At 48.1% G+C, this 26,999-nt stretch carries 17 protein-coding genes; 10 read left to right on the top strand and 7 right to left on the bottom strand.

Annotated elements, in window-relative coordinates; genetic code table 11:
* Positions 1-6 precede the first annotated feature (6 nt).
* The 4 genes from hrpB (at position 7) to acnB (ending at position 10,095) form a co-directional block, all read left to right on the top strand.
* Positions 7-2,469 carry an ATP-dependent helicase HrpB gene (gene hrpB / locus LZU85_RS08030; protein ID WP_237286849.1) on the top strand — a complete coding sequence of 821 codons (2,463 nt, stop codon included), beginning with the start codon at positions 7-9 and terminating at the stop codon, positions 2,467-2,469.
* A complete protein-coding gene (gene mrcB / locus LZU85_RS08025) occupies positions 2,466-4,835 on the top strand; it encodes a penicillin-binding protein 1B (RefSeq protein ID WP_237286848.1) in 2,370 nt (789 codons plus the stop codon). Before hrpB ends, mrcB begins: the two co-directional genes overlap by 4 nt.
* Before the next feature lie 67 nt (positions 4,836-4,902).
* Positions 4,903-7,227, top strand: coding sequence for a patatin-like phospholipase family protein (locus tag LZU85_RS08020; RefSeq protein ID WP_176299225.1), 2,325 nt, complete (start codon positions 4,903-4,905; stop codon positions 7,225-7,227).
* Positions 7,228-7,497: 270 nt separating this feature from the next.
* Positions 7,498-10,095, top strand: coding sequence for a bifunctional aconitate hydratase 2/2-methylisocitrate dehydratase (gene acnB / locus LZU85_RS08015; RefSeq protein WP_237286847.1), 2,598 nt, complete (start codon positions 7,498-7,500; stop codon positions 10,093-10,095).
* 62 nt (positions 10,096-10,157) lie between these two features.
* Here acnB and LZU85_RS08010 read toward each other — a convergent pair whose 3' ends face one another.
* The 3 genes from LZU85_RS08010 to LZU85_RS08000 all read right to left on the bottom strand — a co-directional run bounded on the left by LZU85_RS08010 (position 10,158) and on the right by LZU85_RS08000 (position 13,984).
* The gene (locus LZU85_RS08010; RefSeq protein ID WP_237286846.1) at positions 10,158-11,294 is read right to left on the bottom strand and encodes a glycerate kinase; all 1,137 of its coding nucleotides are present in this window, start codon (positions 11,292-11,294) and stop codon (positions 10,158-10,160) included.
* A 10-nt stretch (positions 11,295-11,304) separates the two neighbouring features.
* Complete coding sequence (locus LZU85_RS08005) at positions 11,305-12,657, bottom strand: GntP family permease (RefSeq protein ID WP_038941408.1); 1,353 nt, start codon at positions 12,655-12,657, stop codon at positions 11,305-11,307.
* Positions 12,658-12,841: 184 nt separating this feature from the next.
* A complete protein-coding gene (locus LZU85_RS08000) occupies positions 12,842-13,984 on the bottom strand; it encodes a sugar diacid recognition domain-containing protein (protein WP_045618741.1) in 1,143 nt (380 codons plus the stop codon).
* Between the two features lie 70 nt (positions 13,985-14,054).
* On the opposite strand from LZU85_RS08000, the gene LZU85_RS07995 reads away from it, so the two are divergent.
* From LZU85_RS07995 to LZU85_RS07970, 6 genes are all read left to right on the top strand, one after another.
* Complete coding sequence (locus LZU85_RS07995) at positions 14,055-14,423, top strand: YacL family protein (RefSeq protein WP_237286845.1); 369 nt, start codon at positions 14,055-14,057, stop codon at positions 14,421-14,423.
* A 191-nt stretch (positions 14,424-14,614) separates the two neighbouring features.
* Positions 14,615-14,953, top strand: coding sequence for a P-II family nitrogen regulator (gene glnK / locus LZU85_RS07990; protein ID WP_013571157.1), 339 nt, complete (start codon positions 14,615-14,617; stop codon positions 14,951-14,953).
* Between the two features lie 27 nt (positions 14,954-14,980).
* Positions 14,981-16,210 carry an ammonium transporter gene (locus LZU85_RS07985; protein WP_011079580.1) on the top strand — a complete coding sequence of 410 codons (1,230 nt, stop codon included), beginning with the start codon at positions 14,981-14,983 and terminating at the stop codon, positions 16,208-16,210.
* A 153-nt stretch (positions 16,211-16,363) separates the two neighbouring features.
* Complete coding sequence (locus LZU85_RS07980) at positions 16,364-17,377, top strand: Fe(3+) ABC transporter substrate-binding protein (protein WP_237286844.1); 1,014 nt, start codon at positions 16,364-16,366, stop codon at positions 17,375-17,377.
* 99 nt (positions 17,378-17,476) lie between these two features.
* Positions 17,477-19,102, top strand: coding sequence for an ABC transporter permease (locus LZU85_RS07975; RefSeq protein ID WP_176299217.1), 1,626 nt, complete (start codon positions 17,477-17,479; stop codon positions 19,100-19,102).
* Positions 19,102-20,130, top strand: coding sequence for an ABC transporter ATP-binding protein (locus LZU85_RS07970; protein WP_237286843.1), 1,029 nt, complete (start codon positions 19,102-19,104; stop codon positions 20,128-20,130). The genes LZU85_RS07975 and LZU85_RS07970 overlap by 1 nt, the downstream gene beginning before the upstream one ends.
* 67 nt (positions 20,131-20,197) lie before the next feature.
* Here the strand turns inward: LZU85_RS07970 and LZU85_RS07965 are convergent, their stop codons facing one another.
* From LZU85_RS07965 to LZU85_RS07950, 4 genes are all read right to left on the bottom strand, one after another.
* Positions 20,198-21,610 carry a phosphoglucomutase/phosphomannomutase family protein gene (locus LZU85_RS07965; RefSeq protein ID WP_176299215.1) on the bottom strand — a complete coding sequence of 471 codons (1,413 nt, stop codon included), beginning with the start codon at positions 21,608-21,610 and terminating at the stop codon, positions 20,198-20,200.
* A gap of 70 nt (positions 21,611-21,680) precedes the next feature.
* On the bottom strand, positions 21,681-24,086 hold the full coding sequence (locus LZU85_RS07960) for a glycoside hydrolase family 94 protein (RefSeq protein WP_237286842.1): 2,406 nt from the start codon (positions 24,084-24,086) through the stop codon (positions 21,681-21,683).
* 92 nt (positions 24,087-24,178) lie between these two features.
* Positions 24,179-26,098 carry a beta-N-acetylhexosaminidase gene (locus tag LZU85_RS07955; protein ID WP_237286841.1) on the bottom strand — a complete coding sequence of 640 codons (1,920 nt, stop codon included), beginning with the start codon at positions 26,096-26,098 and terminating at the stop codon, positions 24,179-24,181.
* Between the two features lie 9 nt (positions 26,099-26,107).
* Positions 26,108-26,998, bottom strand: coding sequence for a glucosamine kinase nucleotide-binding domain-containing protein (locus LZU85_RS07950; protein ID WP_176299212.1), 891 nt, complete (start codon positions 26,996-26,998; stop codon positions 26,108-26,110).
* Between the last annotated feature and the right edge of the window lies 1 nt (position 26,999).

Below are 26,999 nucleotides of genomic sequence, written 5' to 3'. Positions count from 1 at the left end.
TCAACATTGTCACAATTGCCTATCCACGCCGTGATGCCACAACTGCTTCAAGCGGTCTCGCAACATTCACAAGTCATACTCAAAGCCGCACCTGGTGCGGGCAAATCCACTTATTTCCCTTTGCAGTTGCTGCTGAGTAATGCATTCAGCGGAAAAATCGTGATGCTTGAGCCACGGCGCTTGGCGGCACGCAATATTGCTCGCTATTTGGCGCAGCAACTTGGCGAAAAAGTTGGTGAGAGAGTGGGGTATCGCGTTCGTGGCGAAAGCAAGGTCAGCCACGCGACCCAGCTGGAAATCGTTACCGAAGGGATCATGACGCGCATGATCCAAAACGATCCAGAGCTGAATGGGGTTGATGTACTGATCTTTGATGAATTTCACGAGCGTAGTTTGCATGCTGATATTGCTTTGGCGCTTGCTCTTGAAGTGCAAGAAGCGCTGCGTGACGATCTGAAATTAGTGGTGATGTCGGCCACACTTGAGCAGCATGCTTTGCAATCTCTCATGCCTCAGGCCAGTTTTATTGAATCTCAAGGTCGCAGTTATTTGGTTGAGCAGCGCTATCAGCCGTTAAAAACGAACGACTTTTTACCCAATGTGATGGCGAAAACCATTGAGCATCTACTGGCAACGGAATCGGGCTCTTTGTTGGCGTTTCTACCAGGAGTGGCAGCAATCAAACAAGTGGCTGAGCGTTTAGACCATCTCAGTGAACAAGTGGTGATCTGCCCGTTGTACGGCCAGCTCTCTTTTGCTGAGCAGCAAAAGGCGATTGAGCCTGCTAAAGCCGGTGAGCGAAAGGTGGTGCTAGCAACCAACATTGCCGAAACGTCGTTAACCATCGAAGGGATCCGCTTGGTGGTCGATAGCGGTTTAGAGCGGGTGGCTAAGTTTGACTTGAAAACGGGGATCACCAAATTAGAGCAAGTGCGTATCGCTCAATCGTCGGCCATTCAGCGCGCTGGGCGCGCGGGTCGAGTGGAAGAGGGGATTTGTGTACGTTTGTACTCAGAAAGCCAGTACCAGCAAATGGCGAGTGTGCCCCTTCCAGAGATCATGCAAGCTGATCTTGCTCCGCTGATGATGGAGTTGGCGCAATGGGGAGTCAGTGAACCAGAACAAGTGAAGTTATTGGATATCCCCTCTTCGGCAGCGGTGCGTCAGGCCAAGCAACTGTTGCAGCAATTGGGATTAATTTCTGGGCACCAATTGACGAGTGAAGGACAGCTGGCGCAGCGGCTTGGTGTTGAGCCGCGTATTGCCGCCATGTTGATCGGTGCTCAGCAACGCGATGAGACGCTTTTCGCCTCAGCCTTGGCCGTCGCGGTGATGTTGGAAGAACCTGAGCGTAACATCAGCAACGTTTGTCACAGCTTACACCGTTGGCAGCAAAGTAAGCACAGCAAGACGGCGCTACTCACTCAGCGTGCCAATGCACTGGCGAATAAACTCAATGGCACTTTCTCTTTAAAACGGGTGACCGAATCGGCCTGTGCCATTGCCGCTAGCTTGGCGTTTCCCGATCGCATTGCTCAAAAACGAGGCCAGCAGTTTGGTCGATATTTGATGGCCAATGGTCATGGAGCCGAACTGCGTGAGGATGACCCTTTGGGGGGAGAAGAGTACCTTGTGGTGCTCGATCTGATGCGTGGCCAAAAAAATGCCAGCCAGATCCAATTGGCTATCCCGCTAGACCTATCGGCTTTGCAACAAGGCAATCCAAGTTGCCTCGTTAGCCACGAGCACATTGATTGGGATGAAACCAAAGGGCGTTTACTGGCGGAAAAGCAGCGAAGAATCGGAGAGCTGGTGGTGAGCAGAGAAACACTTGCTCAACCCGGAAAAGAAAAAATGACGCAAGCTTTACTCTCCTATGTCCGAAGAAAGGGGCTTGCGGTATTAGACTGGAGCGAAAAGTCCCAATCGCTACTCGAGCGTATTCGTTGTGCCATTGAGTGGTTGCCGGAACAGGCCTGGCCAGCGATGGATGATGCCCGCTTGCTCAGCGAGTTAGAGCAATGGTTGGAGCCGTATATGGCGCACGTCACAACGGTGAAAGATCTGGCTAAAATCAACCTCTGCGAAGCATTGAATGCTCGCCTTGGCTGGCCGTTGAATCAGCAATTGGATGAGTGGTTGCCTAAGAACTACGCCTTACCAACCGGCACCCAGCAAATGATTCGCTATCAACAAGGTGCTAACCCAGTACTTTCGGTACGCATGCAAGAGATGTTTGGTGAGCAAAGCTCGCCAACGCTGGCGCAAGGACGTGTAAAGCTCACCTTAGAGCTGCTTTCCCCTGCGCGTCGTCCTTTGCAAGTGACGCAAGACCTAGCCGGTTTTTGGGCTGGTGCTTACAAAGAAGTGCAAAAAGAGATGAAAGGTCGTTACCCTAAGCATGTTTGGCCTGACGATCCTGCCACTCACCAAGCAACCAATAAAACCAAAAGACAGTTACACTCATGACCCAAGAAAAGAAAACGGCTGACAGTAAGAAAGCCTCGACAAAAAAGAAAACCGCTAAACGGACTCCGCGTAAAACGGCGAGCAAACGTCAAGGCGCAACGAGTACTCAGCGCAACTGGCTGAAAAATATTTGGTCTTTCAGCTGGAAAGCGGGCGTTGCTGTGGTTGCGGTGCTGCTGTTCGTTGGCATTTATCTCGATAGCGTGGTCAAACAACGTTTTGAAGGTCAGTTGTTTCAATTGCCAACAGTGGTTTATGCGCGCATTCAAACCTTGTATGCAGGAGAAAATGTCTCCCGTCCTGAGTTGCAAAAAGAGCTCGATATTCTCAACTATCGAAAAGTAAGCCAACCAAAGTATCCGGGAGAATACTCTTCCTCTTCGAGCAAAATTGAGCTGATTCGTCGCCCGTTTGAATTTGTTGATGGTCCAGAGGCTGATCGTCATGTAATGTTGCATTTCGATGAGTCGAGTCTGACTCGCATTCAGTCGCTAGAGTCGCAAGGGGATCTTGGCTACTTGCGCCTTGAGCCTAAGATGCTGGGGATGCTGGAAAAAGACAGTGACGAGCAGCGATTGTTTTTACGTCGTGAACAATTTCCCGAGATCATCGTTGATGCGCTATTGGTGACTGAAGATCGCGATTTTTACCAACATGAAGGCGTATCTCCGCTCGCGATCGGCCGCGCGTTGTTTGTTAATTTGAAAGCGGGTAGAACGGTGCAAGGGGGCAGTACGCTAACACAACAGTTGGCAAAAAACTTATTCCTCACCCAAGACCGCACCTTGTGGCGGAAAGTGCGTGAGGCGTATATCGCGCTGATTCTGGATTACCGCTACAGCAAAGATCGCATTCTAGAGGCCTATCTCAATGAGGTCTATTTAGGGCAGAGTGGTAAACAAGCTATCCACGGTTTTGGTTTGGCTTCTCGTTATTACTTTGGTCAACCGATCCAAGAGTTGCGTATTGATCAGTTGGCGATGCTGGTGGGGATGGTGAAAGGCCCGTCTTACTACAATCCAGTGCGCTTTCCTGAGCGCACCAAAGAGCGTCGTGACTTGGTGCTGCGTCTGATGATGCAGCAAAACATGCTCACCGCCTCGGAATATGACCAAGCGGCCAGCCGTCCACTTGATATTCAGGATGTCCCACGAGTTGCCAGCCGTCAACCTGCTTACTTTCAACAGCTCTCAATGGAGCTGAAACAGAAAGTTGGCGATGCGTTCCGTGGTGAATCTGGACTAAGAGTGTTCACTTCACTGGACCCAATTTCTCAAGATAAGTTGGAAAAGGCGATCAGTAAGAAAGTCCCTGAACTGGCGACAGTGGCGGGGGATGAACTTGAGGCCGCTGCCGTTGCCGTGGATCGTACCAGTGGTGAAATTCGCGCTATGGTCGGTGGTAAGCGCACTGGATACGATGGTTTTAACCGCGCGATCAACGCCAGCCGCCCAATTGGTTCTTTGGTGAAGCCGGCCGTGTATTTAACCGCACTAGAGCAGCCAGAGAAATACACCTTAGCCACCACGTTGCAAGATACACCATTGAGCTTGAAAGGCAGTAAAGGCTCGGTGTGGGAGCCACGTAATTTTGACCGAAAATTTCGTGGTGACGTGCCACTGTATATTGCTTTAGCTCAATCGCTTAATGTACCCACGGTACGTCTGGGGATGCAGTTAGGCATTGAGCCTGTATCAGAAACCTTGGCAAGATTGGGCGTCAATCGTAATGAAATTCGTCCAATGCCATCGATGTTTTTGGGCGCATTTTCCTTGACGCCTATCGAAGTCGCGCAGATGTATCAAACCCTCACCAACTCGGGGCGTAAAGCGCCATTGACCGCGCTGCGGTCGGTAGTCGACTTAGAGGGCGATGTACTTTATCAATCGTTACCCAAATCCTCCCCTGCGGTGAATGAACAGGCAGCATGGCTAACCACCTACGCGATGAAACAAGGGGTGGCACAAGGGACGGGGCGTTATTTGCAAAACCAATTTGCGTGGGCGGCACTGGCGGGCAAAACCGGCACCAGTAATGATAGCCGAGACAGTTGGTTTGTTGGGGTGGATGGTCGTGAAGTGACCACAATTTGGTTAGGCCGAGACGACAACCAGCCGATAAAACTGACGGGTGCGAGTGGGGCGTTGCGTGTCTACGCTGAATACCTTAAACAGCGAACACCAGAGAAACTGATCCTACCTTGGCCAAAGCAGATCTCGACGTTGGGCTACAAACAGCAAAGTGATGGCGAGTTACAAATCGACTGCAGTAGTGCTTTCACCCTTCCCGTTTGGGACAAACAAGGGGATTTGAAACAGCAGTGTGAGAAATCAGGTAACTGGTTGAATAAATTACTCAGTTGGTAATTGTTCCCGGATACAATTGGGTGTAAAACTGTTCAACATAACGTGAAAACATAGGGAGAGTGAAAGCGTGGCACGAGTTAATAAAAGGTGGTTCGATAGCCTGACATGTTGTGTCGTCTTAGCCTGTTTTCTCAAACTACCTACGGTTTTCGCTCAATCACTCTCTGTTGATGAAGAGCAACGACCTAAAGTGGCGGTGGTCTTAGCAGGCGGTGGCGCTAAAGGCGCGGCGCACATTGGTGTGTTGAAAGCACTGGAAGAGATGCAGATCCCGGTGGATTACATCACGGGCACCAGTATGGGGGCGTATGTTGGCGGTTTATACGCTACCGGTATGAGTGCAGATGAGATTGAAAGCTTTATCTACAGCATCGATTGGAACAGTGGTTATCGTGATCGCGTCGATCGCAGCCAGCGTCGTGTTAGAGATAAAGAGTCTGAAGACCGCTACCAGCTAAGAACCGATATTGGTTTGCGTTTTGGCGAAGTGCACGCGCCACGGGGGTTTGTGCAAGGGCAAAACATGCTGCGCATTTTGCGTGAAACCACCGGTAACCTGAACGAATTCGACTCGTTTGATGATCTGGCTATCCCGTATCGTTCTGTCGCGACGGACATCGTAGAGCTACAACAAGTGGTGATTGATAAAGGGCAGTTGGTGGATGCCATGATGGCCAGTATGTCCGTGCCTGGTGCGTTACCTCCTTACGAGCTTAATGGGCGCATGCTGGTCGATGGTGGCGTTATTAACAATATGCCGGTGGATATTGCCAGAGACATGGGGGCTGATATTGTTATTGCTGTTGACATCAGTACCGATTACAAGCAGAAAGAAGACTTTACCAGCATGCTGGTGGTTGCAGACCAGCTGTCTAACTATCTTGTACGTCGCAGCACCCAACAGCAAGCAGAAAGCTTAGGCGGGCAGGATGTCTACCTCAGGCCTAATGTTGGTCAAATGGAAACCACCGAGTTTGCTAAGATGCCCGATGCGTATGAAGCTGGGTATCAAGCAACCTATCAAATGAAAGAGAAATTGAAGGCTCTGCGACTTAATGGCCGCCAATATCAACACTATATTGATGGTAAGCAGCAAGCACGAAAAACGCTCAACTATGGTGACCAAACTCGCGTCGATCAAATTGTGGTGATCAATAATACTCACTACAGTGCTGGGTTGTTGACTCGTCGTCTTGACTTGGATACTGGCCGAGTACTGAAAACGGATGAAATCGAAGCGGCGATAGAAAACCTCTATGCCTTGGATCGCTTCGAGTTGATCTCTTATCACTATGAGGAAGTGGACGGGATCAACCAACTCGTGGTGGTGGTGGATGAAAAATCATGGGGGCCAAATTACGTTAACTTTCGCTTTTTCCTTGAAGATGATTTCACCACAGACAGCCAATATGGTGTTGGCCTCTCGACCAGTTTTACGGATTTAAACTCTCAAGGTGGCGAGTTAACGGTTAATTTAGATATGGGAACGGATAAGCTGGTTGAAATGGAGTTTTACTCTCCGGTTTGGTTTGGACAGGAGTTTTTTACCACAACGAAATTGGCTTACAGCAGCGAAAAGCGCAGTATACCTTTTACCCTTGATGAGATTGTCGAGCCACCGCTTGAAAGTGCTTACGACTATTTCCCCATTACCTATGGTCAGTTCATCGGTGAAATTGCGTTTGGTTATCAGCCTGCTTTGTGGCAAGAGTTTAAACTCGGTGGCCGATACACTAAAGGGGATATTGAGTTGACGACCATACAGTCGGCAGGTTCGAGTGAGTTTGAACGCCGAGGTGTATTTGTCCAATACCGATTAGATACATTAGATAATTTTGCGCTGCCCACACGAGGTATCTATCTCGATCTGGAGTATTTGGTTTCCCACGATGAAAGCCATGATGTGTTCGAAAACGGCTTTGCTTCCGAATCTCAAAGTGACACGGTTCATGAATTTTCAATCGTAGGGCGGTTTGCAAGCACATATCAGCGTCATACTTTGGTCGGATCGGCTGATTACGAGTTCGTTGAAAGTAAAAACAAATATTTCCCCCTCGATCCCAAATCGATCGGTGGTTTCCTAAACTTGTCGGGTATTCCTCGTAACAGTTTGATCGGACAAAACAAATTTTTTAGCAGTTTGGTCTATCGCTACCGTTGGTTCGACAATGACTTTGGCATGTTCGAAGCGCCTGTTTATCTTGGGGCATCTTTGGAGCACGGTGGAGTCTGGTCTGATACGACACTGAGCCTCAGTCAAGCACCACTCTATAACGCCGCGAGTATCTTTGCAGGCATTGATTCACCGATAGGCCCCATTATGTTTGGTTATGGCCGTACGGAAAGTGACCTAAGTGCATTCTATTTGATCATTGGTACATCGTTTCGCTAGTGGTGAAAAATTGAACAAAAAAGACGAATAAATAGCTAAATTTAATGGGACTTTAGTCTTAAGTTGCTATGTTGGTCAAAGTGATGAGATTTTAATTTATCGTTAAATTTGCTATTCTGTCGCCCACAGTTTGGCCTCTGCGGCGCTGTTTCTCAATCATAATTGAATGAAAACATGGGCAATAGGGAGCCAAGTTTCCAAGGATGTTCACTCCTTTACTTTGAATCATAGTAATAACAAAAGGAGGAACCGCAATGAGAGGAAAAAGTCGTGCTTGAAGCCTACCGTAAACACGTCGAAGAGCGTGCAGCAGAGGGAGTTGTTCCAAAACCTCTAGATGCAGAACAAGTTGCTGGACTTGTTGAACTTCTGAAAAATCCCCCACAAGGTGAAGAAGCGTTTCTTCTAGACCTACTTGAAAATCGCATTCCCCCTGGTGTTGATGAAGCCGCGTATGTGAAAGCGGGTTTCCTTGCTGCGGTGATTCGTGGTGAAGCAAGCTCTCCGCTTGTCAGCCGTGAGCATGCGGCAAAACTGCTTGGCACCATGCAAGGTGGTTACAACATCGAACCATTGGTGGCCTTGCTTGATGATGAAGCTCTGGCGCCAATCGCCGTTGAAGCGCTGTCTCACACGTTACTGATGTTTGACGTTTTCTATGACGTTGAAGAAAAAGCGAAAGCTGGTAATCAATATGCGCAACAAGTGCTTCAGTCATGGGCTGATGCAGAATGGTTCTTGTCAAAACCTGAGCTTGCCGAAAAAATTACGTTAACCGTCTTTAAAGTCACGGGTGAAACCAACACCGATGATCTGTCTCCAGCTCCGGATGCTTGGTCTCGCCCTGATATTCCTGTTCACGCTTTAGCGATGCTAAAAAATGAGCGTGAAGGCATTGTGCCAGATCAGCCTGGCAGCATTGGCCCGATCAAACAGATTGAAGCGCTAAAAGAACAAGGTCACCAACTTGTTTATGTTGGTGATGTCGTTGGTACAGGCTCATCGCGTAAATCAGCAACCAACTCAGTGCTTTGGTTTATGGGTGATGACATTCCTTACGTACCAAACAAACGTGCTGGTGGTTATGTCTTGGGTGGCAAAATTGCACCTATCTTCTTCAACACCATGGAAGATGCGGGTGCGCTACCTATCGAAGTTGACGTGTCCAAGCTCAATATGGGCGATGTGATTGATGTCTACCCATACCAAGGTAAAGTGGCTAACCATGCAACAGGTGATGTTCTTGCTGAATTCTCACTAAAAACCGATGTGTTGATTGATGAAGTTCGTGCAGGTGGCCGTATTCCACTGATCATCGGTCGTGGTTTGACAGAGAAAGCGCGTCAATCACTAGGTTTAGCGCCGTCTGATGTCTTCCGCAAACCAGCGGATGTTGCAGATTCGGGCAAAGGCTACACGCTTGCTCAGAAGATGGTGGGTAAAGCATGTGGCGTAACGGGCATTCGCCCAGGGACCTACTGTGAACCTAAAATGACCACGGTTGGTTCGCAAGATACTACTGGCCCAATGACGCGTGATGAGCTAAAAGACCTTGCTTGTCTTGGCTTCTCCGCTGATCTTGTGATGCAGTCTTTCTGTCACACCTCAGCGTATCCAAAACCTGTCGATGTGAACACGCACCATACTCTGCCTGATTTCATCATGAATCGCGGTGGTGTGTCATTGCGCCCTGGCGACGGTGTTATCCACTCATGGCTAAACCGCATGCTGCTGCCTGATACCGTAGGTACGGGTGGTGACTCACATACTCGTTTCCCATTGGGCATTTCATTCCCTGCGGGCTCTGGTCTGGTTGCGTTTGCGGCAGCGACCGGTGTTATGCCACTGGATATGCCAGAGTCAATCTTGGTGCGCTTTAAAGGCGAAATGCAGCCAGGTATTACGCTGCGTGATCTTGTCCATGCCATTCCTTACTACGGCATCAAACAAGGTCTACTGACCGTTGAGAAAGCCGGCAAGATCAACGAATTCTCTGGTCGTATTCTGGAAATCGAAGGGGTGGAACACCTCACGGTTGAGCAAGCATTTGAACTGTCTGATGCGTCAGCTGAGCGCTCTGCGGCAGGCTGTACGGTGAAACTGTCTCAAGCATCGATCGAAGAGTACCTCAACTCGAACATCGTGATGCTGAAGTGGATGATTTCAGAAGGTTACGGTGATCGTCGTACTATCGAGCGTCGTATCGTTGCGATGCAAGAGTGGCTAGCAAGCCCAGAATTGATGTCGGCAGACCGTGATGCAGAATACGCACACGTGATTGAAATTGATCTCGCGGAAATCAAAGAGCCGATTCTTTGTGCGCCGAACGATCCAGACGATGCACGTTTGCTCTCTGATGTTCAAGGCACGCAAATCGACGAAGTGTTCATTGGTTCGTGTATGACCAACATTGGTCACTTCCGTGCAGCGGGTAAGTTGCTAGAGAAGTTCAAAGGTCAGCTTGATACGCGTCTGTGGATTGCACCACCAACCAAGATGGACCGTGACCAACTAACTGAAGAAGGTTACTACGGTATTTACGGTCGCGCTGGGGTTCGTATTGAAACTCCGGGATGTTCGCTGTGTATGGGTAACCAAGCGCGTGTTGCAGACAAAACCACGGTGATGTCGACCTCAACACGTAACTTCCCGAACCGTTTAGGTACGGGTGCGAACGTCTATCTGTCATCAGCAGAATTGGCGGCAGTCGGTGCGATTCTTGGCCGAATCCCAACGGTAGAAGAGTACATGGAATACGCGAAACAGTTGGATGCAACGGCGGCGGATACCTACCGTTACCTCAACTTCCACCTGATGGGGCAGTACACCAAAAAAGCCGACACAGTGATTTTCCAACAGCCGGCTTAATAACATCTTCGATAATAAAAAACCGCTGAATTTTCAGCGGTTTTTTTTACGTTAAGTAAAGTTTAACGGCGAGTCATACAAAAAGCAGCGGCAACGTTTCTTGCCGTTAGTTCTACGTTCTCTGCCGCTTCAGCCAACGCGGTTGGCAGATCAACGGAACGATTGACCACGGCAAAGACGGCATCGAGGCCATGTTCATGGACCACTCCGCAATCGGCCGACAGACAACCCGCGATGCCAATCACTGGCAAGCCGTGCTTTTTCGCTGTGCGCGCGACACCGATTGGGGTTTTGCCATGAATGGTTTGGCTGTCGATGCGACCTTCTCCGGTGATCACCAGATCCGCATCAGCAACGATTTCATCTAAGCGAACCGCGTCCATGACAATCTCAATACCAGGGCGAAGCTCGGCGTTAAGCAAGCCTAGCAGCGCTGCGCCCATACCACCGGCTGCGCCCGCACCGGCCATATCACGAACATCCACGCCAAGTTGCTGTTTAATGACTGTGGCATAGTGTGCCAAGTTTTCATCCAAGATCGTAACCATCTCGGGTGTTGCCCCTTTTTGTGGCCCAAAGACGGCGGAAGCGCCTTTTGTTCCACATAGTGGGTTATCAACGTCACACGCGACTTCGAGGCGAACTTGAGCCAAGCGAGAATCAAGTTGAGAGCAGTCAATCGTTGCCAATTTCGCTAGCTCACCGCCACCATGGCCAAGCGCGTTCCCGTGCGCATCAAGCAGTTTGATGCCGAGAGCCTGTGCCATGCCAATGCCGCCATCGTTGGTCGCGCTGCCGCCGATGCCAACGATAATGTGTTCCACACCGTGGTCGAGGGCGGCTTTGATCAACTCTCCCGTCCCCAGCGTTGTGGTGATGAGAGGGTTGCGCAGCTCTGGTGATACAAGGTGCAAGCCAGAAGCCGCCGCCATCTCGATGACTGCGGTTTTGCCTTCGCCAAGCAAGCCAAAAAAGCCATCAACATTCTGGCCAAGTGGGCCAGTAACGGTGTGTTCGATGATGGTGCCACCAGTGGCGTCAACCATCGATTGCACCGTCCCTTCTCCACCATCTGCCATAGGGAGCTTCACGTAGTGTGCATCGGGTAAGACTTGCTTAAATCCTTTTTCAATCGCGATTGCCACATCCATGGCAGTAAGGCTTTCTTTATAGGAATCTGGAGCAATAACGATTTTCATAAAGACTCTCTTACAGTAAAACTAAACTTAATAGATAAACCAGCAGCATAGCCGTAATGCCTTGCACTAACGTAGCGGCAGTTTGCGCGCGATAGGCTAAGCCGACGCTCATACGGCTGAACTGCGAAACAACCCAGAAGAAGCTGTCATTCGCATGAGATACAGTCATTGCCCCAGCGCCGATAGCCATTACGGTGAGTACTCGGCCCATCTCGGAATCTAAACCTAACTGAGCAAGCATTGGCGCAACAAGTGCTGAAGTGGTAACGAGTGCAACGGTCGAGGAGCCTTGGGCTGACTTTAATGCTGCAGCGACGATGAATGGCATGAAAATGCCAACTCCTAGCGCAGAAAGTGTTGTACCTAAATAGGTGCCCAGTTCCGTGGCTTTAAGTACCGCACCGAACGCACCACCAGCACCAGTGATCAGCAGAATCGGTGCCGCAGCGGTAATGCCTTGGCTAATACGTTGACTAAATTCTTCTGCCTTGTTGTCTGATTTCAGTAGGCGAACGGAAAGAAGTAAACCGATAAATAGGGCGACGAGCGGTTGTCCTAAAAAGCCAAGCATTTGGAATAGAAACCCTTCACCCAAAGGAAGTGATGGGAATTTTGCAATAGAACCAAGACAGATGAGCAGGATCGGCACAAAGATTGGTGAAAAAGCTTGGCTGGCAGAAGGTAGCGTGCCGTAGGAGGCTTTCAGTGCTTGCCAGTCTTGTTGTAGCTCTTCCTGTTGTTCAAGGTTATCGGGTTCAATATCTTTAAAGCGGTTTGCCCACAGCATACCGGCTAAAGCCGCTACGGCAGCCACGAAGACACCGACACCAATCACTAAACCAAGATTCGATTCCAAACCTAAGTTACCAGCGGCGGCGATTGGTCCCGGCGTTGGTGGAACAAAAGTATGGGTAGCATACAAGCCAGTGGCCAAAGCTACGCTCATCGCGACACTGGAAGTACGTAGACGTTTGGCCAGTGATTCTTTCAAAGAATTCAAAATGACATAACCAGAATCGCAAAAAACAGGAATAGAAACGATATAGCCGATAATGGTCATGGTTAAGGTTGGAAAACGTTCTCCCAGAACGCGAATGACGGTGTCTGCCATCGTGATGGCTGCACCACTTTTTTCCAAAATGACACCGATAATGGTGCCGAGTACGATGACTAAACCTATGTAGCCTAAGATGCCGCCAAAACCACTGGTGATGGTTTTAGCGATGCTTTCCGCGGGTAATCCATAGGCGAAGGCGGCTAAAAAAGCGGCTGAAATGAGTGCTAAGAAAGGGTGTAGTTTAAATTTTGTTGTAGCGATGACGATAAAGGCAATCACCGCCAACAGTATCAAGATGAGTTCCATGTACAATCTCCATGATGTAGGGTGGGTAAGTTAAATGCTATCGATTTCATATTGTTGTAGTAGGTTAATTGTCGATAGCAAAATGCATTATCAAGGAGTGGTTCAAAAAATAACTGTGCAAAGTAATAAAAAAGATGCCAAATAAAAGTGATAATTTGTTCTTTTGCACATGTTGTGAATTTGCTTAGGTTAATTTTAGCGCCAAATAGAACTGTATTTTTCCATCTAATGTGTTGATATTTATTGAGGTTATTTGTTGTATCTTCTCTAATCGATAACGAAGTGTATTGCGATGGATATGGAGACTCTGACAGGTTTGAGCTGGGTCGCAATCTGATAACAAATAATTCTCCAAAGTACGTAACAGCAGTCCTTGTTTATCGTGTTGTGCAAGGAGAGCGAGAGGGGCTTGTAGGCGCGTCCTTTGCCAACTGTCGTAGTGAATTGAACTTAGTAATACTGGGAGCTGGTGATCGTGATAAAAAAACATGGTCCCTTTAAGCTTGCGGGTGACTTCTAAGGTCGTTTTCGCGGTTTGAAAGGATTGAATCAAACCATTGATATCAGGAAAGTAGTCGCCAACGGCGACACGGACGGAATAACCTGCTTCGTTGTCGATACGTTTTATCAGTGAGCGAACACGTTGTTTCTCTTTGATGGGATCCCAGCAACCGTGCACGAGAGAGGCGGGTTTGAGTACAACGACTTGATGTTCTGACACCGACAATATGCCCACTAAGTTATTGCGTTCGGGGTATTCGAGCAAATGAACAAGATGCTGCATATGTTCTAAAGTAATGTGGTTGTTTCCCTTGGGCATTAACTTAATGATCGCGACAATTCTGGGTTCGGATATATCAATATTTAATCGTTGAGCTATCAATGCTAGCTGGCTCTGCTGCTCGATATCGGCAGAAATGAGTTGAAGTACCAGTTCCTCCCGGTGTCTCTTGTCCCATTGAATTTGCTCCATCACTTCCGCTTGTTCAACAATGAGTTCTGCGGTCATTTTAACCAACTCGCCGTATTGTCGTACTTCAAGTGGTGCACCCGAAACACCAACAACGCCAAGCACTTGCTCGTGGTGCACTATGGGTAAGTTGATCCCAGGTTTAACCCCCATGAGGTGCTCGGCCGTTGCGGTGTCTATCTCTACCACACGCGATTCATTGATGGCGAGAATCGCGCCTTCATGTTTCTGATAAAGACGGCTTGCATCCCCTGAACCAATAATCCTCCCTTGATCGTCCATCACATTGACGGAATAGGGGATGATCTTCATGGTGCGTTCGACAATTTGCCGTGCAATAGTTTCGTTCAGTTTCATGCTTGAGAGTGGAGTCCAAGTGGGAATTTGTCGATAATAGTACCTGATCTCGTTATCAATAGAGAAAAACATGGATTACGAATTTAAGAAAAACATCCTAGATGGCAACTATTACTGCCATTGCTCAATGGACCATGAAATTGTCGGCCGTTGGGTTCAAGAAGAAATCGGCAAAGAGAGCACTAAAATCGCCCAAGTGCTGGCTTTAATTACCGCCGCAAGAAGTAACCCGACAGAAGAGCTTTGCTTAAATGGCACCGAAATCAGCTTGATGATTTGTGGTGACGAAGTCACCGTGCAAGATAATGCGTTGCTGCACAGTTACGAGCTTGAGGAAGAGAGCGAGTTCGAACTGTATGACTGTGAGAGTGTCGCATGTTGTGGTTTAGAAGACTTTGAACAGCTCATTCAGCAGTGGCAGTTGTTCGTTCGTCGTTGATGGATAGCTTGTTGCACGTTTATTGAACACTTGCTTTATATTTGTGAATAGAGCGCACTATTATGGTGCGCTCTATTTTTATTTTTGTAACTTTTAAAATTAATTTTATTTAAAAACAATAAGATAAAAAGTTGGCACGTTGCTTGGATTATCTAAAGCGTTACAGGATGAACGCTTTCAGAGAGGATGCAATGAAACTAATTAACGCCATTATAAAACCTTTTAAGCTCGATGATGTTCGAGAAGCGCTGGCGGATGTCGGTATTGAGGGAATGACCGTTTCCGAGGTCAAAGGCTTTGGTCGTCAAAAAGGTCACACTGAACTTTACCGTGGTGCGGAATATCAAGTGGACTTTCTACCTAAAGTCAAACTGGAGATCGCAACGCAGGCTGAGAATGTTGACCGTGTGATTGAAGCGATCACCAAAGCAGCGCACACCGGAAAAATCGGTGACGGTAAAATCTTTGTTTACGACTTGAGCCATGCCGTACGTATTCGTACTGGTGAAACTGACGTTGAAGCACTTTAACGATTCAAAGGATTGGAGAGATACATTATGGAATTAACAACAACAGTCTCGGAACTACGCTACGCGCTCGATACCTTTTTCTTCCTTATTTCTGGGGCGCTGGTGATGTGGATGGCAGCAGGTTTCGCCATGCTGGAAGCGGGGTTGGTTCGTTCAAAGAACACCACGGAAATCTTAACTAAAAACTTCTGCCTATACGCGATTGCGTGCACCACGTATTTAGTCGTGGGCTACAACATTATGTACGTGGATAACAGTGAAGGCGGTTGGTTGCCTTCGATTGGCGCATTAATTGGTAGCCAAGCAGAAGGGGCCGATCACTCACTTGAATCAGATTTCTTCTTCCAAGTGGTGTTTGTGGCAACGGCGATGTCAGTGGTATCTGGTGCGGTAGCGGAGCGTATGAAGCTTTGGTCTTTCCTACTGTTCTCTGCCATTTTGACTGCCTTTATCTATCCGGTAGAAGGTTATTGGACTTGGGGTGGCGGCTTCTTGTCAGCGGCGGGATTTAGTGACTTCGCAGGTTCGGGTATTGTGCACATGGCCGGCGCTGCGGCGGCTTTAGCTGGTGTACTGCTGTTGGGAGCGCGCAAAGGTAAATACGGCAAAAATGGCGAAGTGTATCCCATCCCAGGTTCAAACATGCCATTGGCAACGTTAGGTACCTTTATTCTGTGGTTTGGCTGGTTTGGTTTTAATGGTGGCTCACAGTTAATGGTGTCTGACTTTGAAAACGCGACGGCGGTTGGGCAAATTTTCCTAAACACCAACGCCGCAGCTGCAGCGGGTGCCATTACCGCGCTATTGGTGTGTAAAACAACTTGGGGCAAAGCCGATTTAACCATGATTCTCAACGGCGCGCTTGCTGGTTTAGTTGCGATTACTGCGGACCCTCTTTCACCATCACCTTTGTATGCGGTGGCGATTGGTGCGGTAGCGGGTGCCTTGGTTGTGTTCAGTATTGTTGGTCTTGATAAACTAAAAATTGATGATCCAGTGGGTGCGATCTCGGTTCACGGTGTGTGTGGCTTCTTTGGTCTCATGGTCGTACCAATCAGCAACGGTGATGCGAGTTTTCTTTCGCAACTATTTGGCGCAGCAGTGATTTTTGCTTGGGTATTTGGTGCAAGCCTTGCGGTTTGGGCAGTACTCAAAGCCACCATCGGCATCCGAGTATCGGAAGATGAAGAGATGGAAGGAATGGACATGCACGACTGTGGTGTTGGTGCGTACCCAGAATTCGTTACGGTAAAATAAGTCAATCAAGACATACTTGTTTACAAATAAAAATATCAAAAACCTGCTCATACCAGCAGGTTTTTTTGTTTTCCGTCATTGTTTTCTAAACTATGATGAATATAATAACGCTACTGATAAACGTTATCATTACGAATCTAAAGGATTGAATCAATGAAAAAGCTGCTTACTCTTTCTGCGCTTGCATGTGCGACGCTTGCTCCTACAGCAATGGCTGCTGAAGAGGTCAATGTTTACTCTTACCGTCAACCTTTCCTTGTTGAGCCAATGTTCAATGAGTTCACAAAGGAAACCGGCATCAAAGTAAACGTGATGTTTGCAAAAACTGGTATTGCAGAAAAACTCGCGCAAGAAGGCGAATACAGCCCTGCTGACGTAATTCTAACCGTAGATATCAGCCGTCTTGCAGAGCTAACAGACAAAGGTCTTGTTCAGCCAGTCAACAGCGAAATCATTGAAGCCAATGTTCCTGCTCAATACCAAGACAAAGAAAACGAGTGGTTTGCACTAACGACTCGTACTCGTAGCGTTTATTCTTCTCGTGATCGCGTTGGTAAGCTAGGTGAATCTTTCACTTACGAAGATCTTGCGAAGCCAGAATTCAAAGGCAAAATCTGTACTCGTAGTGGTAAGCACCCTTACAACATCTCTTTGGTTTCAGCGATGATCGCACATCACGGTGAAGCAGAAACTAAGAAATGGCTAGAAGGCGTAAAAGCCAACCTAGCACGTAAACCTCAAGGTAACGACCGTGGTCAAGTGAAGGCAATTAAAGAAGGCCTTTGTGATGTTTCTCTAGGTAATAGCTACTACCTAGGCGCAATGGTTAATGATCAAGAGCAGAAAGCGTGGGCGGAAGCGGTTTACATTAACTTCCCTAACCAGCAAACCACGGGTACACACGTGAACATTTCTGGTATGGCGATGGCGAAATACGCACCGAACAAAGCCAATGCACAAAAGCTAATGGAATTCCTAACTGGCGACAAAGCACAGCACATGTATGCGGAAGTGAACTTTGAATACCCAGTAAAAGCGGGTGTAGAGCGTTCTGAGCTTGTGGCTTCTTGGGGTGACTTCAAAGCAGATAACATTTCTCTTGATGACATCGCATCACACCATGCAGCTGCAATCAAACTTCTTGATGAAGTGAAATTTGACCTTTAAATGAAACTAGGGGTATAACTATACCCCTATTTATTTAAGTGATATGAGATGTATTTGCAAACGCATCTGTGTTTCATACGCCCTTGCAGTTATTAGGCGATGAAAGAAAAAAAATACACATGGAAAACCAGTAGTGGAGTGTTGGCTCTGCTGCTGGTTTTGCCGATCTTGGCGATCTTCTATACTGCTGTTGGTCACACGGATGAGCTGTTTGCTCATTTGATGTCAACGGTGATGCCTTCGTACATTTTAAATACCATCCTTTTGACGACTGGCGTGTTAGTTGTCTCTCTCATTTTGGGTATTCCAAGTGCTTGGTTTATGGCCATGTGCAAACTTCCCACTGAAAAATGGTTGCAATGGGCTTTAGTGCTGCCACTGGCTATGCCGGGCTACATTATTGGCTATATTTTTACTGATTGGTTTGATTTCGCAGGTCCAGTTCAAATTCTCTTGCGCGATATAACGGGATGGGGTCCTGGAGAGTATTGGTTTCCTGATATTCGAACGGTAGCAGGGGCCACCTTCGTGCTGTCGCTCGTGCTTTACCCGTATGTTTATTTGCTCTGTCGCGCTGCCTTTATGGAACAAAACGTCTCTTTGTTGCAAAGTGCTCGCTTACTGAAGTGCAGCGCATGGGAGAGCTTTTGGCGTATTTCTATGCCGCTTGCGCGCCCTTCTATTGCGGTGGGGTTGTCGTTGGTGGCGATGGAGACGATTGGTGACTTCGGCACCGTCAGCTATTTTGCGGTCAACACGCTCACCACTGCGGTGTATGACACTTGGCTCGGTTACTCCAACTTAAACGCGGCGGCAAAAATTTCAGCCTTAATGCTACTGATTGTCATCTTATTACTCAGTGCTGAGCGTTATAGCCGACGTAAGCAAAAGCTCTTTCAAGCGCAGTTCAATAGCCACGAAGATTTCCGTTATCAACTCAAAGGTTGGAAAAAATGGGCTGCACTGACTTGGTGTTGGGGGCTGGTGTCTATTGCCTTTATTTTCCCGCTGCTGCAGTTGGTGGATTACTCGATCACTTATTTTGAACAGAGTTGGACCAACGACTTCCGTCGCTTTGCGATGAACAGCTTAAAAGTCTCAACTGCAGCGGCAGTGGTGGCGGTATTGATTGCTTTAGTGGTGAACTTCAATCACCGTCTACACAATCAGAAAACCAGCTTGGCGTGCATTCGCTTCTCGTCCTTGGGGTATGCAGTGCCAGGTACCGTATTGGCGATTGGTATCATGGTGCCGGTGTTGTCTATGGACCACTTAGTCAATGATGTCGCGAAGTACATGGGATGGGGCAGACCCGGCCTGATTTTTTCAGGAACTATATTTGCGATTATTTTTGCCATGGTGGTGCGTTTTTCTGCGGTGGCGATTGGCAGCATTGAAAGTAGCTTGAACAAAATCTCCCCTTCGCTTGATATGGCATCACGTACTATGGGCTGCCATGCCAATGCTATGTTATGGCGTGTGCATTTCCCGCTGATCAAACGCGGCATGCTGATTGCGGGATTGTTGGTATTTATTGAGTCGATGAAAGAGCTGAATGCAGCGCTACTATTGCGCCCATTCAACTTTGAAACCTTGGCCACCTATGTTTACAACTATGCCTCCGACGAGCGTTTGGAACTGGCTGCATTACCGGCGGTGTTGTTGGTGTTGGTTGGATTGATCCCCCTTGTTATCGTTAACCGTTCACTGGAGCAGAGTCACTAATGAGTTGCGCACTATCGATTAAAAACCTGACTTGTCAATACGATGCTCAAACGGTGCTTGAGTCACTCTCTCTGGAAGTAGAACAAGGGCAGATTGTTTGTTTACTTGGGGCCAGTGGTTGCGGAAAAACCACTTTATTGAAAGCCATCGCAGGGCTGCTGCCTCTCTCAGCCGGAGAGATGAGTTTAAACTGCATGATGATCGATAATGGTGAACATTGGGTGCCACCTGAGCAGCGTAATATCGGCATGATTTTCCAAGATTATGCGCTGTTTCCTCACCTGACTGTGGCAGAGAATGTGGCGTTTGGATTGCGTGGCATCAGCACAGATGCACGCCAAAGCAAAGTCAAAGAAATGCTAGAGTTGGTGCATTTGTCTCCTTTTGCCGATCGTTACCCGCATCAGCTCTCGGGTGGCCAACAGCAACGAGTGGCGATTGCGCGTTCGTTGGCGTACAAGCCAGATTTGCTTCTGCTCGATGAACCCTTCTCGAACATTGACACGCAAGTACGCCATGAACTGATTGCTGAGATTCGTAAAATCTTTAAGCAGCAAGGCGTAACAGCAATTTTCGTTACGCACAGCCGAGAAGAAGCGTTTGCTTTTGCCGATAAAATGGCGGTGATGAATCACGGTGTGATTGAACAATATGGCACCGCTTCTGAACTTTATTACAAACCATCGAGCAAGTTTGTCGCAGACTTCCTTGGCGGCGGCAGTTACCTCCCTGCGAAGCGTTTGTCGGAATCCGAGTTTGAAACCCATTTGGGTGTCGTCGAAGCCACGGCGCAGCAATCGATTTTGATTAATGAGCAGTGTGAGTTGTTGTTGCGTCCTCAGCACATTCAAATCAGTGCCGCAGAGGAAAGCAGTATCCGTATTATGGAGCAGCAATTTATGGGTGATCACTGCCGCTATGTGATCGAAGCTAATGGCAATAAGCTACTCGCCAGTTCGGCGGAAGCACTCAATATCGGACAAATGGTCTCGGTGAAAGTTGATACCCAAGGCATCTTAGCGTTTTAAACGAAAAAAGCCCGACCTAAATTGGTCGGGCAATGGTACGTTATCTCACTGTTCCGAAAAACAATGTTTAAAGGGCTAAAAACTCTTTAAATTGATTAACGACCAGTTCGGCAGTCTCTTTATCCTGCATCTCAGCAAAAATTCGCAGCAAAGGTTCAGTACCGGAGAAGCGAGCAATGACCCAGCCTCCGTTTTTGAAGTACACTTTCGCTCCATCGTCATAACTGACTTTTTCAATCTCAAAGCCAAATTCAGGCAATTGTTTTTCGACATAAATTTTGTCGTACAACGACTGTTTAGCCGCTGGTTTGAACTTGCAATCACCTTCAGCCATGTAGGCATAGCCGTACTTGCTGTAGATCTCTTCTAATAGCTCAGAAAGCTTTTTGCCCGTCACGGAAATCATTTCAACTAATAGGCTCGAGGCAAACACGCCATCTTTGCCTTTGATATGACCACGGATGGTTAAGCCGCCAGAACTCTCACCACCGATCAAAGAGTCGTCGGCTTCCATTTGTGAACTGATGTGTTTAAAGCCCACAGGCACTTCAAAACACTTCTCACCATGGTCTGCAGCGATTTTATCCAGCAGGTGCGTGGTGGCGATGTTACGAACCACAGAACCTGTCCAGCCTTTGTATTTGAGTAGGTAGTAATACAATAGGATCAACACTTCGTTCGGGTGAATGAAGTTGCCTTTTTCATCGATAATACCCAAACGGTCTGCATCGCCATCGGTACCAATACCGATGTCATAGCCTTGTGCCGCCACAAGGTGCTTCAGACGATAGAGGGTCGCAGCGCTTGGGGATGGCATTAAGCCGCCGAAGTCTGGGTTCTTGCCATCGTTGATCACGTCGACATCACAGCGCCCATTGATCAATACCGTTTGCAGCGCGTTCTTCGCCACCCCAAACATCGGGTCGATCAGCACGCGTAGATTGGCCTTTTTGATTGCTTCGATGTCGATGAAGTTGATGATAGAGTCCACAAACTCGTTCATCGGGTTGATGATGACGATCTGTTTATCTTCAACGGCTTGCTCGAAATCGACGCTTTTCACTTGATCTAGTGTCAGGTGGGCAATTTGTGCTTCGATTTTTTGTGTGATCACTTCGTCTGCATCACGTCCGCCTTCAATAAAGATCTTGACTCCATTGTAGTCGGCCGGGTTGTGTGAGGCGGTAATGCACGCAGAGTAAGCGCAGCCCATTTCTTTGGCTTTGAACATGACGATAGGTGTTGGGACAAACTTGTTGATGAAGCTCACCACAATACCATTAGCGGCAAGGACTTCAGCAAACCAAGCACCAGCTTTATCCGACAAGAAACGACGGTCGTATCCAATCACAAACCCACGTTCTGCAACTTGTTCGTTATTGATGATATTGGCGACGGCTTGAGCAACAATGCGAACGTTGTCTTTGGTGAACTCTTCACCAATAAAGGCACGCCAGCCACCTGTTCCAAATTTGATCATTCTTCGATCTCCCTTAGGAAGCGGCCTTTCGGCCACTTCCCAATCTATTTGCTAGCGTTGGAATTGAGGCTTAGCCCAACACCACCACGACTTCGTTTACACTGCCCTCTGCTTGCGCAGGAACGGCACCTTCAATCGCTTGACCGTTAAGGGTGATGGATTTCACGCCTTTCGATACGCCTTGTGGGTTTTCCACTTTGATCTGGTAAGTCGCGCCACGCCATTGACGAGTCACTTCAAAACCAGGCCATGATGTTGGAATACATGGGTCGATTTCAAGTGAATCAAAACCAGTACGCACACCGAGAATAAAGTTGGTGGTCGCGTAGTAAGCCCAACCCGATGTACCTGTTAACCATGGGTGGTTAGCGCGGCCATGATCTTGATGATCGCGGCCCATGATGAACTGAACGTACGAGTACGGTTCTGCAATGCGCGTTTCAATACTTTCGTTTTGATTGTATGGGTTTAGCGAATCGTAAAGCTCCATTGCGCGATCACCACGGCCTAGTTTCGCTTCCGCTACCCAAGCCCATGGGTTTGGATGAGAGAAGATAGCACCGTTCTCTTTTACGCCTTGGTATACGCGAGTCACGAAACCGATGTCATCGTTTGGCGTAGCAAATGATGGTGCGTTTAGGTGTAGGCCGTATTTCGAGAATAGGTACTCGTAGACCGCATCCATCGCCTTGATGCCGCGCTCGTGGCTGACAGCGCCAGAAAGGACGGCCAGTGAGTTTGACTCAAGGTGCACTTTACCTTCCACTTGGTCAAAGGTACCAATCTTGTCGCCATCTTTGGTCAGGCCGCGAATGTACCATTCACCTTTCTCGTCCCATAGGTGAGTTTCACACGCTTCACGAACACCGTCCGCCATCGCTTGGTATTTGTCTGTCGCCGCTTCATCATTGCGGAAACGAGAAAGCTCTAGGAAGGCTTCTAGTGCCCAGAAGTGTAGGAATGACACCATGGAAGACTCACCACCACCTAGGTTTAGACAGTCGTTCCAGTCTGCGCGTAGACCCTTACAGATACCTGTTTGACCAACGTATTCTGCGGAGAAATCCAGCGCTGCCATCATGTGTTCATACACAGTTGCGTTGCCGCCATCTGCGTACGGGATCACTTCATCGATGAAGTTGATATCGCCTGTCTCTTTCACATAGTTCAAGATGGTTGGGACAATCCATAGATGATCGTCTGAACAGGTGTCTTTGATACCGTGGATCTTGTCATCGTCAGATGGCGTTGGGACAACGGTAGGTGATTTTGATGGTTTCACATCCGCTTTTGCTGGATCGAACCAATCTGGATCAAATAGGTGTAAACCGTATCCGGCTTTCACTTGGCCGCGAAGCAGATCAACCAAACGCTTACGCGTCATCGCTGGGTTGGTGTGAGGGACCGAAATTGCATCTTGTGCAGTATCACGGTAACCCAAGCCAGTGCGGCCGCCAACTTCAATGAAAGAGGCAAAGCGAGACCACACCACACACGTTTCAGCTTGGTACAGAGTCCATGCGTTGATCATGGTATCCAAACCTGCGTTCGGTGATTTCACTTGGAACTTCTCACAACGCTCATCCCAGTGTGCTTTAATGCCAGCAAACGCTTGATCGACTTTGGCAAGATCTTGGTACTTCTCGCGCAGTTTCGCGCCGTTCCCTTTACCAACACCTAAGATCACGGCAAAGCGTACTTTTTCGCCAGGTTGTAGAACGAATTGTTTGTGCAAAGCGCCACAGTGGTTGTAACAGGTTTGTGCAGTGTTAGAACACTTACCTTGTGCCACAGCGATTGGATTTGCTTCGTCACGGTACATACCTAGGAAGACATCGCGTTGGCCGTCGTAGCTGTCAGCATCAAACGTGGCGGTTAGGTAGTAGAAACCTAGGAAGTCGTCGGTGTTGTAGTAAAGATCGTACTCAATCACGCCATCTTTGTACTCGGTACCGGCAGAGTACAAGGACATCTGATGGTTTTGGTTGTCCGACTTAATGTGGCTGAAAGAAAACTCAACGTAGTTGAAGGCACTGATGGTGCGTACTTCGTTAGAGGTGTTCTCGATTTCAACGTCCCAAATTTCCGCGTCTTCACCTTTTGGTACGAACAGGGTTTTGTTGGCAACGATGCCATTGTATTCACATTTGAATTTTGAGTAAGACAAGCCATGACGTACTTCGTACTTAGCTTGTTCCAGGCTTTTCGCCACTGGTTGCCATGAAATTGACCAGTAATCACCCGTTGCATCATCACGTAGGTACACATAGTGCCCTGGACGATCTTGAGTAAAGTTTGGACGGAACTTGGTCACACGGTTGTACTCAGGAGAGTGATAGAAAGAGTATCCCCCTGCGTTGTGTGAAATAACCGTACAGAATTTCTCTGTGCCGAGGTAGTTAGTCCAAGGTGCCGGAACATCCGGACGAGTGATGACGTATTCACGATTGTCATTATCGAAATAGCCGTATTTCATTGTCATTTCCTTTTTAACAAACTGCGCTTATATGGCAGTCAAAAAACTAAAGCTAGTGAAAACTGGTGAAAGCAACGCTTTCATTCGGTTGTTCATTTCCATGGATGACGGTATTTCACGCCTTGCTTATCAAGTAAGGGCAAATGACCTTTCAACCTAGATAAAAAGTCTCCCCAGTCGCGATGTTCCTTATGAGTCCAACACGCTTCTGCGAGAGCAATCACGCGAGGGAAGATCATGTAGTCCATTCGCGCGGGGTTATTGACGATTTCGCACCAGAGAGCCGTTTGGATTCCCCAAATTCGTTTATGAATCGGGTCGTCAGCCGGAATATTGGCAAGCGGCTCGTAGTTGTAGGCTTTTTCGAGTGGCAGTGGATTGGCCCAATCTACCCCCGGCTCTTCTGGTGCGTAATCTTGTGTCATGTCGAGATAAGTGGTTTGTGCTGGCTGGAGCACAACATCAAAGCCTTGACGAGCGCAGTTCACCGCAGCGTCTTCACTTAACCACGAGTAAATCACGGTGTCTTTACTCACTTTGTCACCGTGTTGTGCTTCTTCCCAACCCAGCATGCGTTTACCAAGGCTACGAAGCTTCTGCTCTGCGTGACGCAGTAGGTGACCTTGTAGCTCTTTGTAATCCTGATAACCATGTTTTGCCATCAATGCTTGGCAGCTTGGGCTGTTTGACCAAACGCCATGTGGTACTTCGTCGGCACCAATATGGACGTAAGGTGCTGGGAACAGTTGAGCGATCTCCTCCAATACGCGTTCAATGAACTCGTATGTGGTCGCTAAACCTGGGTTTAGGACGTTATCAGAGTAGTTTTGAATACTGCGATATTCAGTTGTGTCTTCAGCTTCGACCAACATATGTGGCAGTGACTTGATGGCTGCACGGCAATGACCAGGTACATCGATTTCTGGGATCACAGTGATACTGCGTTGCGCTGCGTACGCAACCACTTCTTTGATCTCTTCTTGGCTATAAAAACCGCCATAACGCTGAGATATGTGGGTGTATTGTGGCTCAATCGCCTCATCGACCCCGCGCCAAGCGCCAATTTCTGTTAGTTCAGGGAAGGCTTTGATTTCAACGCGCCAGCCTTCATCATCGGTTAAATGCCAATGGAACGTATTGAACTTGTAATGTGCAAGAAGATTAATTAGACGTTTCACTTGTTCTACGGAGTGAAAATGACGTGAACAATCGAGCATCATGCCGCGATAGCGAAAACGAGGGCTATCAGAAATAGAGCAACAAGCGATTTGTGCTTGGCCGTCGTCCTGATTGTAATCCAAGAGCTGGATCAAGCTCGCAGCCGCGTGAACAAATCCTGCTGATGATCCCGCTTCGACTTTGATCTCACTGGGAGTGACATTCAGATGATATGCCCCTTCATCCAACGTTGGATTGCTGCGGAAAACAATGCCTGCCCCTTGGTCGGTGGTTAGATCGAGCTGATGGATACGAGTCAGCTCTTCAGTCAACCAAGTGACCGCAGAATCCGCGAGTGCAGAAGTGCAAGCAATAGTAGTTGATGCGTTCAGAGTAAAGTGACCTGAATCAACTTTCAGTGCATTAACTTTAGGTAACAAGGCGTAACCGCTGGCTAACGTTTGTGGCACGCTTACACGCTCTTTATAGGGAGAGGCGAGAACGATAGGCGTGACATCAACGTTTGACCTAACCAAGCTGCCGTTTTGGTAGAACTCAACAAAAGCCGCGTTAAGGCCATCGGAATAAAAACGGAACGGGTTGGTTAATACGGTGAACTCACAATAAAAATGGTGGTTGGCCGGCAGCACCATTGAATCTGGCTTGAGTTGGCAGAAGCTACCGATTTGCGTCAAATGACCATGAGAAATACTGCCAGGTTGAATAAATCGGTTGAAGGCAAAGGTCAATGACCAGTTTGGTAGGTCTTGATCGCTGAGATTGTGCAACGTCATACCAAAACGGCAGTTTTGTTTCTGCTCTGAAAGGACAACAAGGTCGATACGATATTCCATAAGTGATTCCTAATTTGTTGCCACTGTATAAAGATTGTGTTCGCTTTTGCCTGCAAACATAATCGCACCTTCGATGGCATCGAATTGTGCTTCAACAACCCATTTCTGAACCGGGGGAGATAGCCATTTAACAATGCGTTCGGCAATACTGCCCATGAGACAAATACGATTTGCGCCGCGCTTGTTTAAGGCGATCAAAAACATTTCAATGTCTTGTGCGGTTTGCTTCAACATTTCAACCGCCAGCGGATCGTTTTGCTCAGCAAATTGGAAAATGGCAGGCGAAAACTGCCCGTAGTCTCTTGGCAGCGCGCTCTTAGACCATTCGACAATCGCATCAATATCTTGATTGAAATGCGTCATAACATGCTCACATAACGGTGTGTTTTCGCGAATGCCGTCTTGAGCTAGGAGTACTTGTTGAATAAGACGAAGGCCCATGACTGCACCACCACCCTGATCGGAAATTGGAAATTCACGACCACCCACCACATGTTGAGTAGTGCCTTGTAAATAGATGCCACAAGAGCCCGTACCTGCAATCATGATGGCGCCGTCTTGGCCATTATGTGCGCCAATACAGGCGCCATAGGCATCGGTGTTGAGAGTCATGCTGGCAAAGGGATGCGATTGCTGCATAAAACTCTGCCAAGAGGCTTTATGTTCTGCCCCCGCCAATGCCAATCCAACATGCATGCGAGAAAAATCTTGTGCTGATAAGCCGCCTTGTGCTGCTGCTTCCTGAATAGCGGAGAGAATCGATTCCATCGCCACAGAAGCGCCCAGCATAATGTTGGCACTGCCACTTTTCGCTTCGCCCACAAAATTTCCTTCTGCATCGCGAATTCGAGCGCGGCATGAGGTGCCGCCACCATCTATCCCCACATAAAAATTAGTCATA

It is taken from the genome of Vibrio floridensis, from assembly GCF_021852965.1.
GTDB lineage: Bacteria > Pseudomonadota > Gammaproteobacteria > Enterobacterales > Vibrionaceae > Vibrio > Vibrio floridensis.
The sequence above is the reverse complement of the archived record's forward strand: the minus strand, read 5'-3'. Positions and strand labels throughout refer to the sequence as shown.

Excerpts from the sequence above, each read along its gene's own strand:
- mrcB (WP_237286848.1), top strand. The coding sequence starts at position 2,466 with ATGACCCAAGAAAAGAAAACGGCTGACAGTAAGAAAGCCTCGACAAAA.
- LZU85_RS08010 (WP_237286846.1), bottom strand. The coding sequence starts at position 11,294 with ATGAAAATCGTTATTGCTCCAGATTCCTATAAAGAAAGCCTTACTGCC.
- LZU85_RS08005 (WP_038941408.1), bottom strand. The coding sequence starts at position 12,657 with ATGGAACTCATCTTGATACTGTTGGCGGTGATTGCCTTTATCGTCATC.
- LZU85_RS08000 (WP_045618741.1), bottom strand. The coding sequence starts at position 13,984 with ATGAAACTGAACGAAACTATTGCACGGCAAATTGTCGAACGCACCATG.
- LZU85_RS07995 (WP_237286845.1), top strand. The coding sequence starts at position 14,055 with ATGGATTACGAATTTAAGAAAAACATCCTAGATGGCAACTATTACTGC.
- glnK (WP_013571157.1), top strand. The coding sequence starts at position 14,615 with ATGAAACTAATTAACGCCATTATAAAACCTTTTAAGCTCGATGATGTT.
- LZU85_RS07985 (WP_011079580.1), top strand. The coding sequence starts at position 14,981 with ATGGAATTAACAACAACAGTCTCGGAACTACGCTACGCGCTCGATACC.
- LZU85_RS07980 (WP_237286844.1), top strand. The coding sequence starts at position 16,364 with ATGAAAAAGCTGCTTACTCTTTCTGCGCTTGCATGTGCGACGCTTGCT.
- LZU85_RS07975 (WP_176299217.1), top strand. The coding sequence starts at position 17,477 with ATGAAAGAAAAAAAATACACATGGAAAACCAGTAGTGGAGTGTTGGCT.
- LZU85_RS07970 (WP_237286843.1), top strand. The coding sequence starts at position 19,102 with ATGAGTTGCGCACTATCGATTAAAAACCTGACTTGTCAATACGATGCT.
- LZU85_RS07965 (WP_176299215.1), bottom strand. The coding sequence starts at position 21,610 with ATGATCAAATTTGGAACAGGTGGCTGGCGTGCCTTTATTGGTGAAGAG.
- LZU85_RS07960 (WP_237286842.1), bottom strand. The coding sequence starts at position 24,086 with ATGAAATACGGCTATTTCGATAATGACAATCGTGAATACGTCATCACT.
- LZU85_RS07955 (WP_237286841.1), bottom strand. The coding sequence starts at position 26,098 with ATGGAATATCGTATCGACCTTGTTGTCCTTTCAGAGCAGAAACAAAAC.
- LZU85_RS07950 (WP_176299212.1), bottom strand. The coding sequence starts at position 26,998 with ATGACTAATTTTTATGTGGGGATAGATGGTGGCGGCACCTCATGCCGC.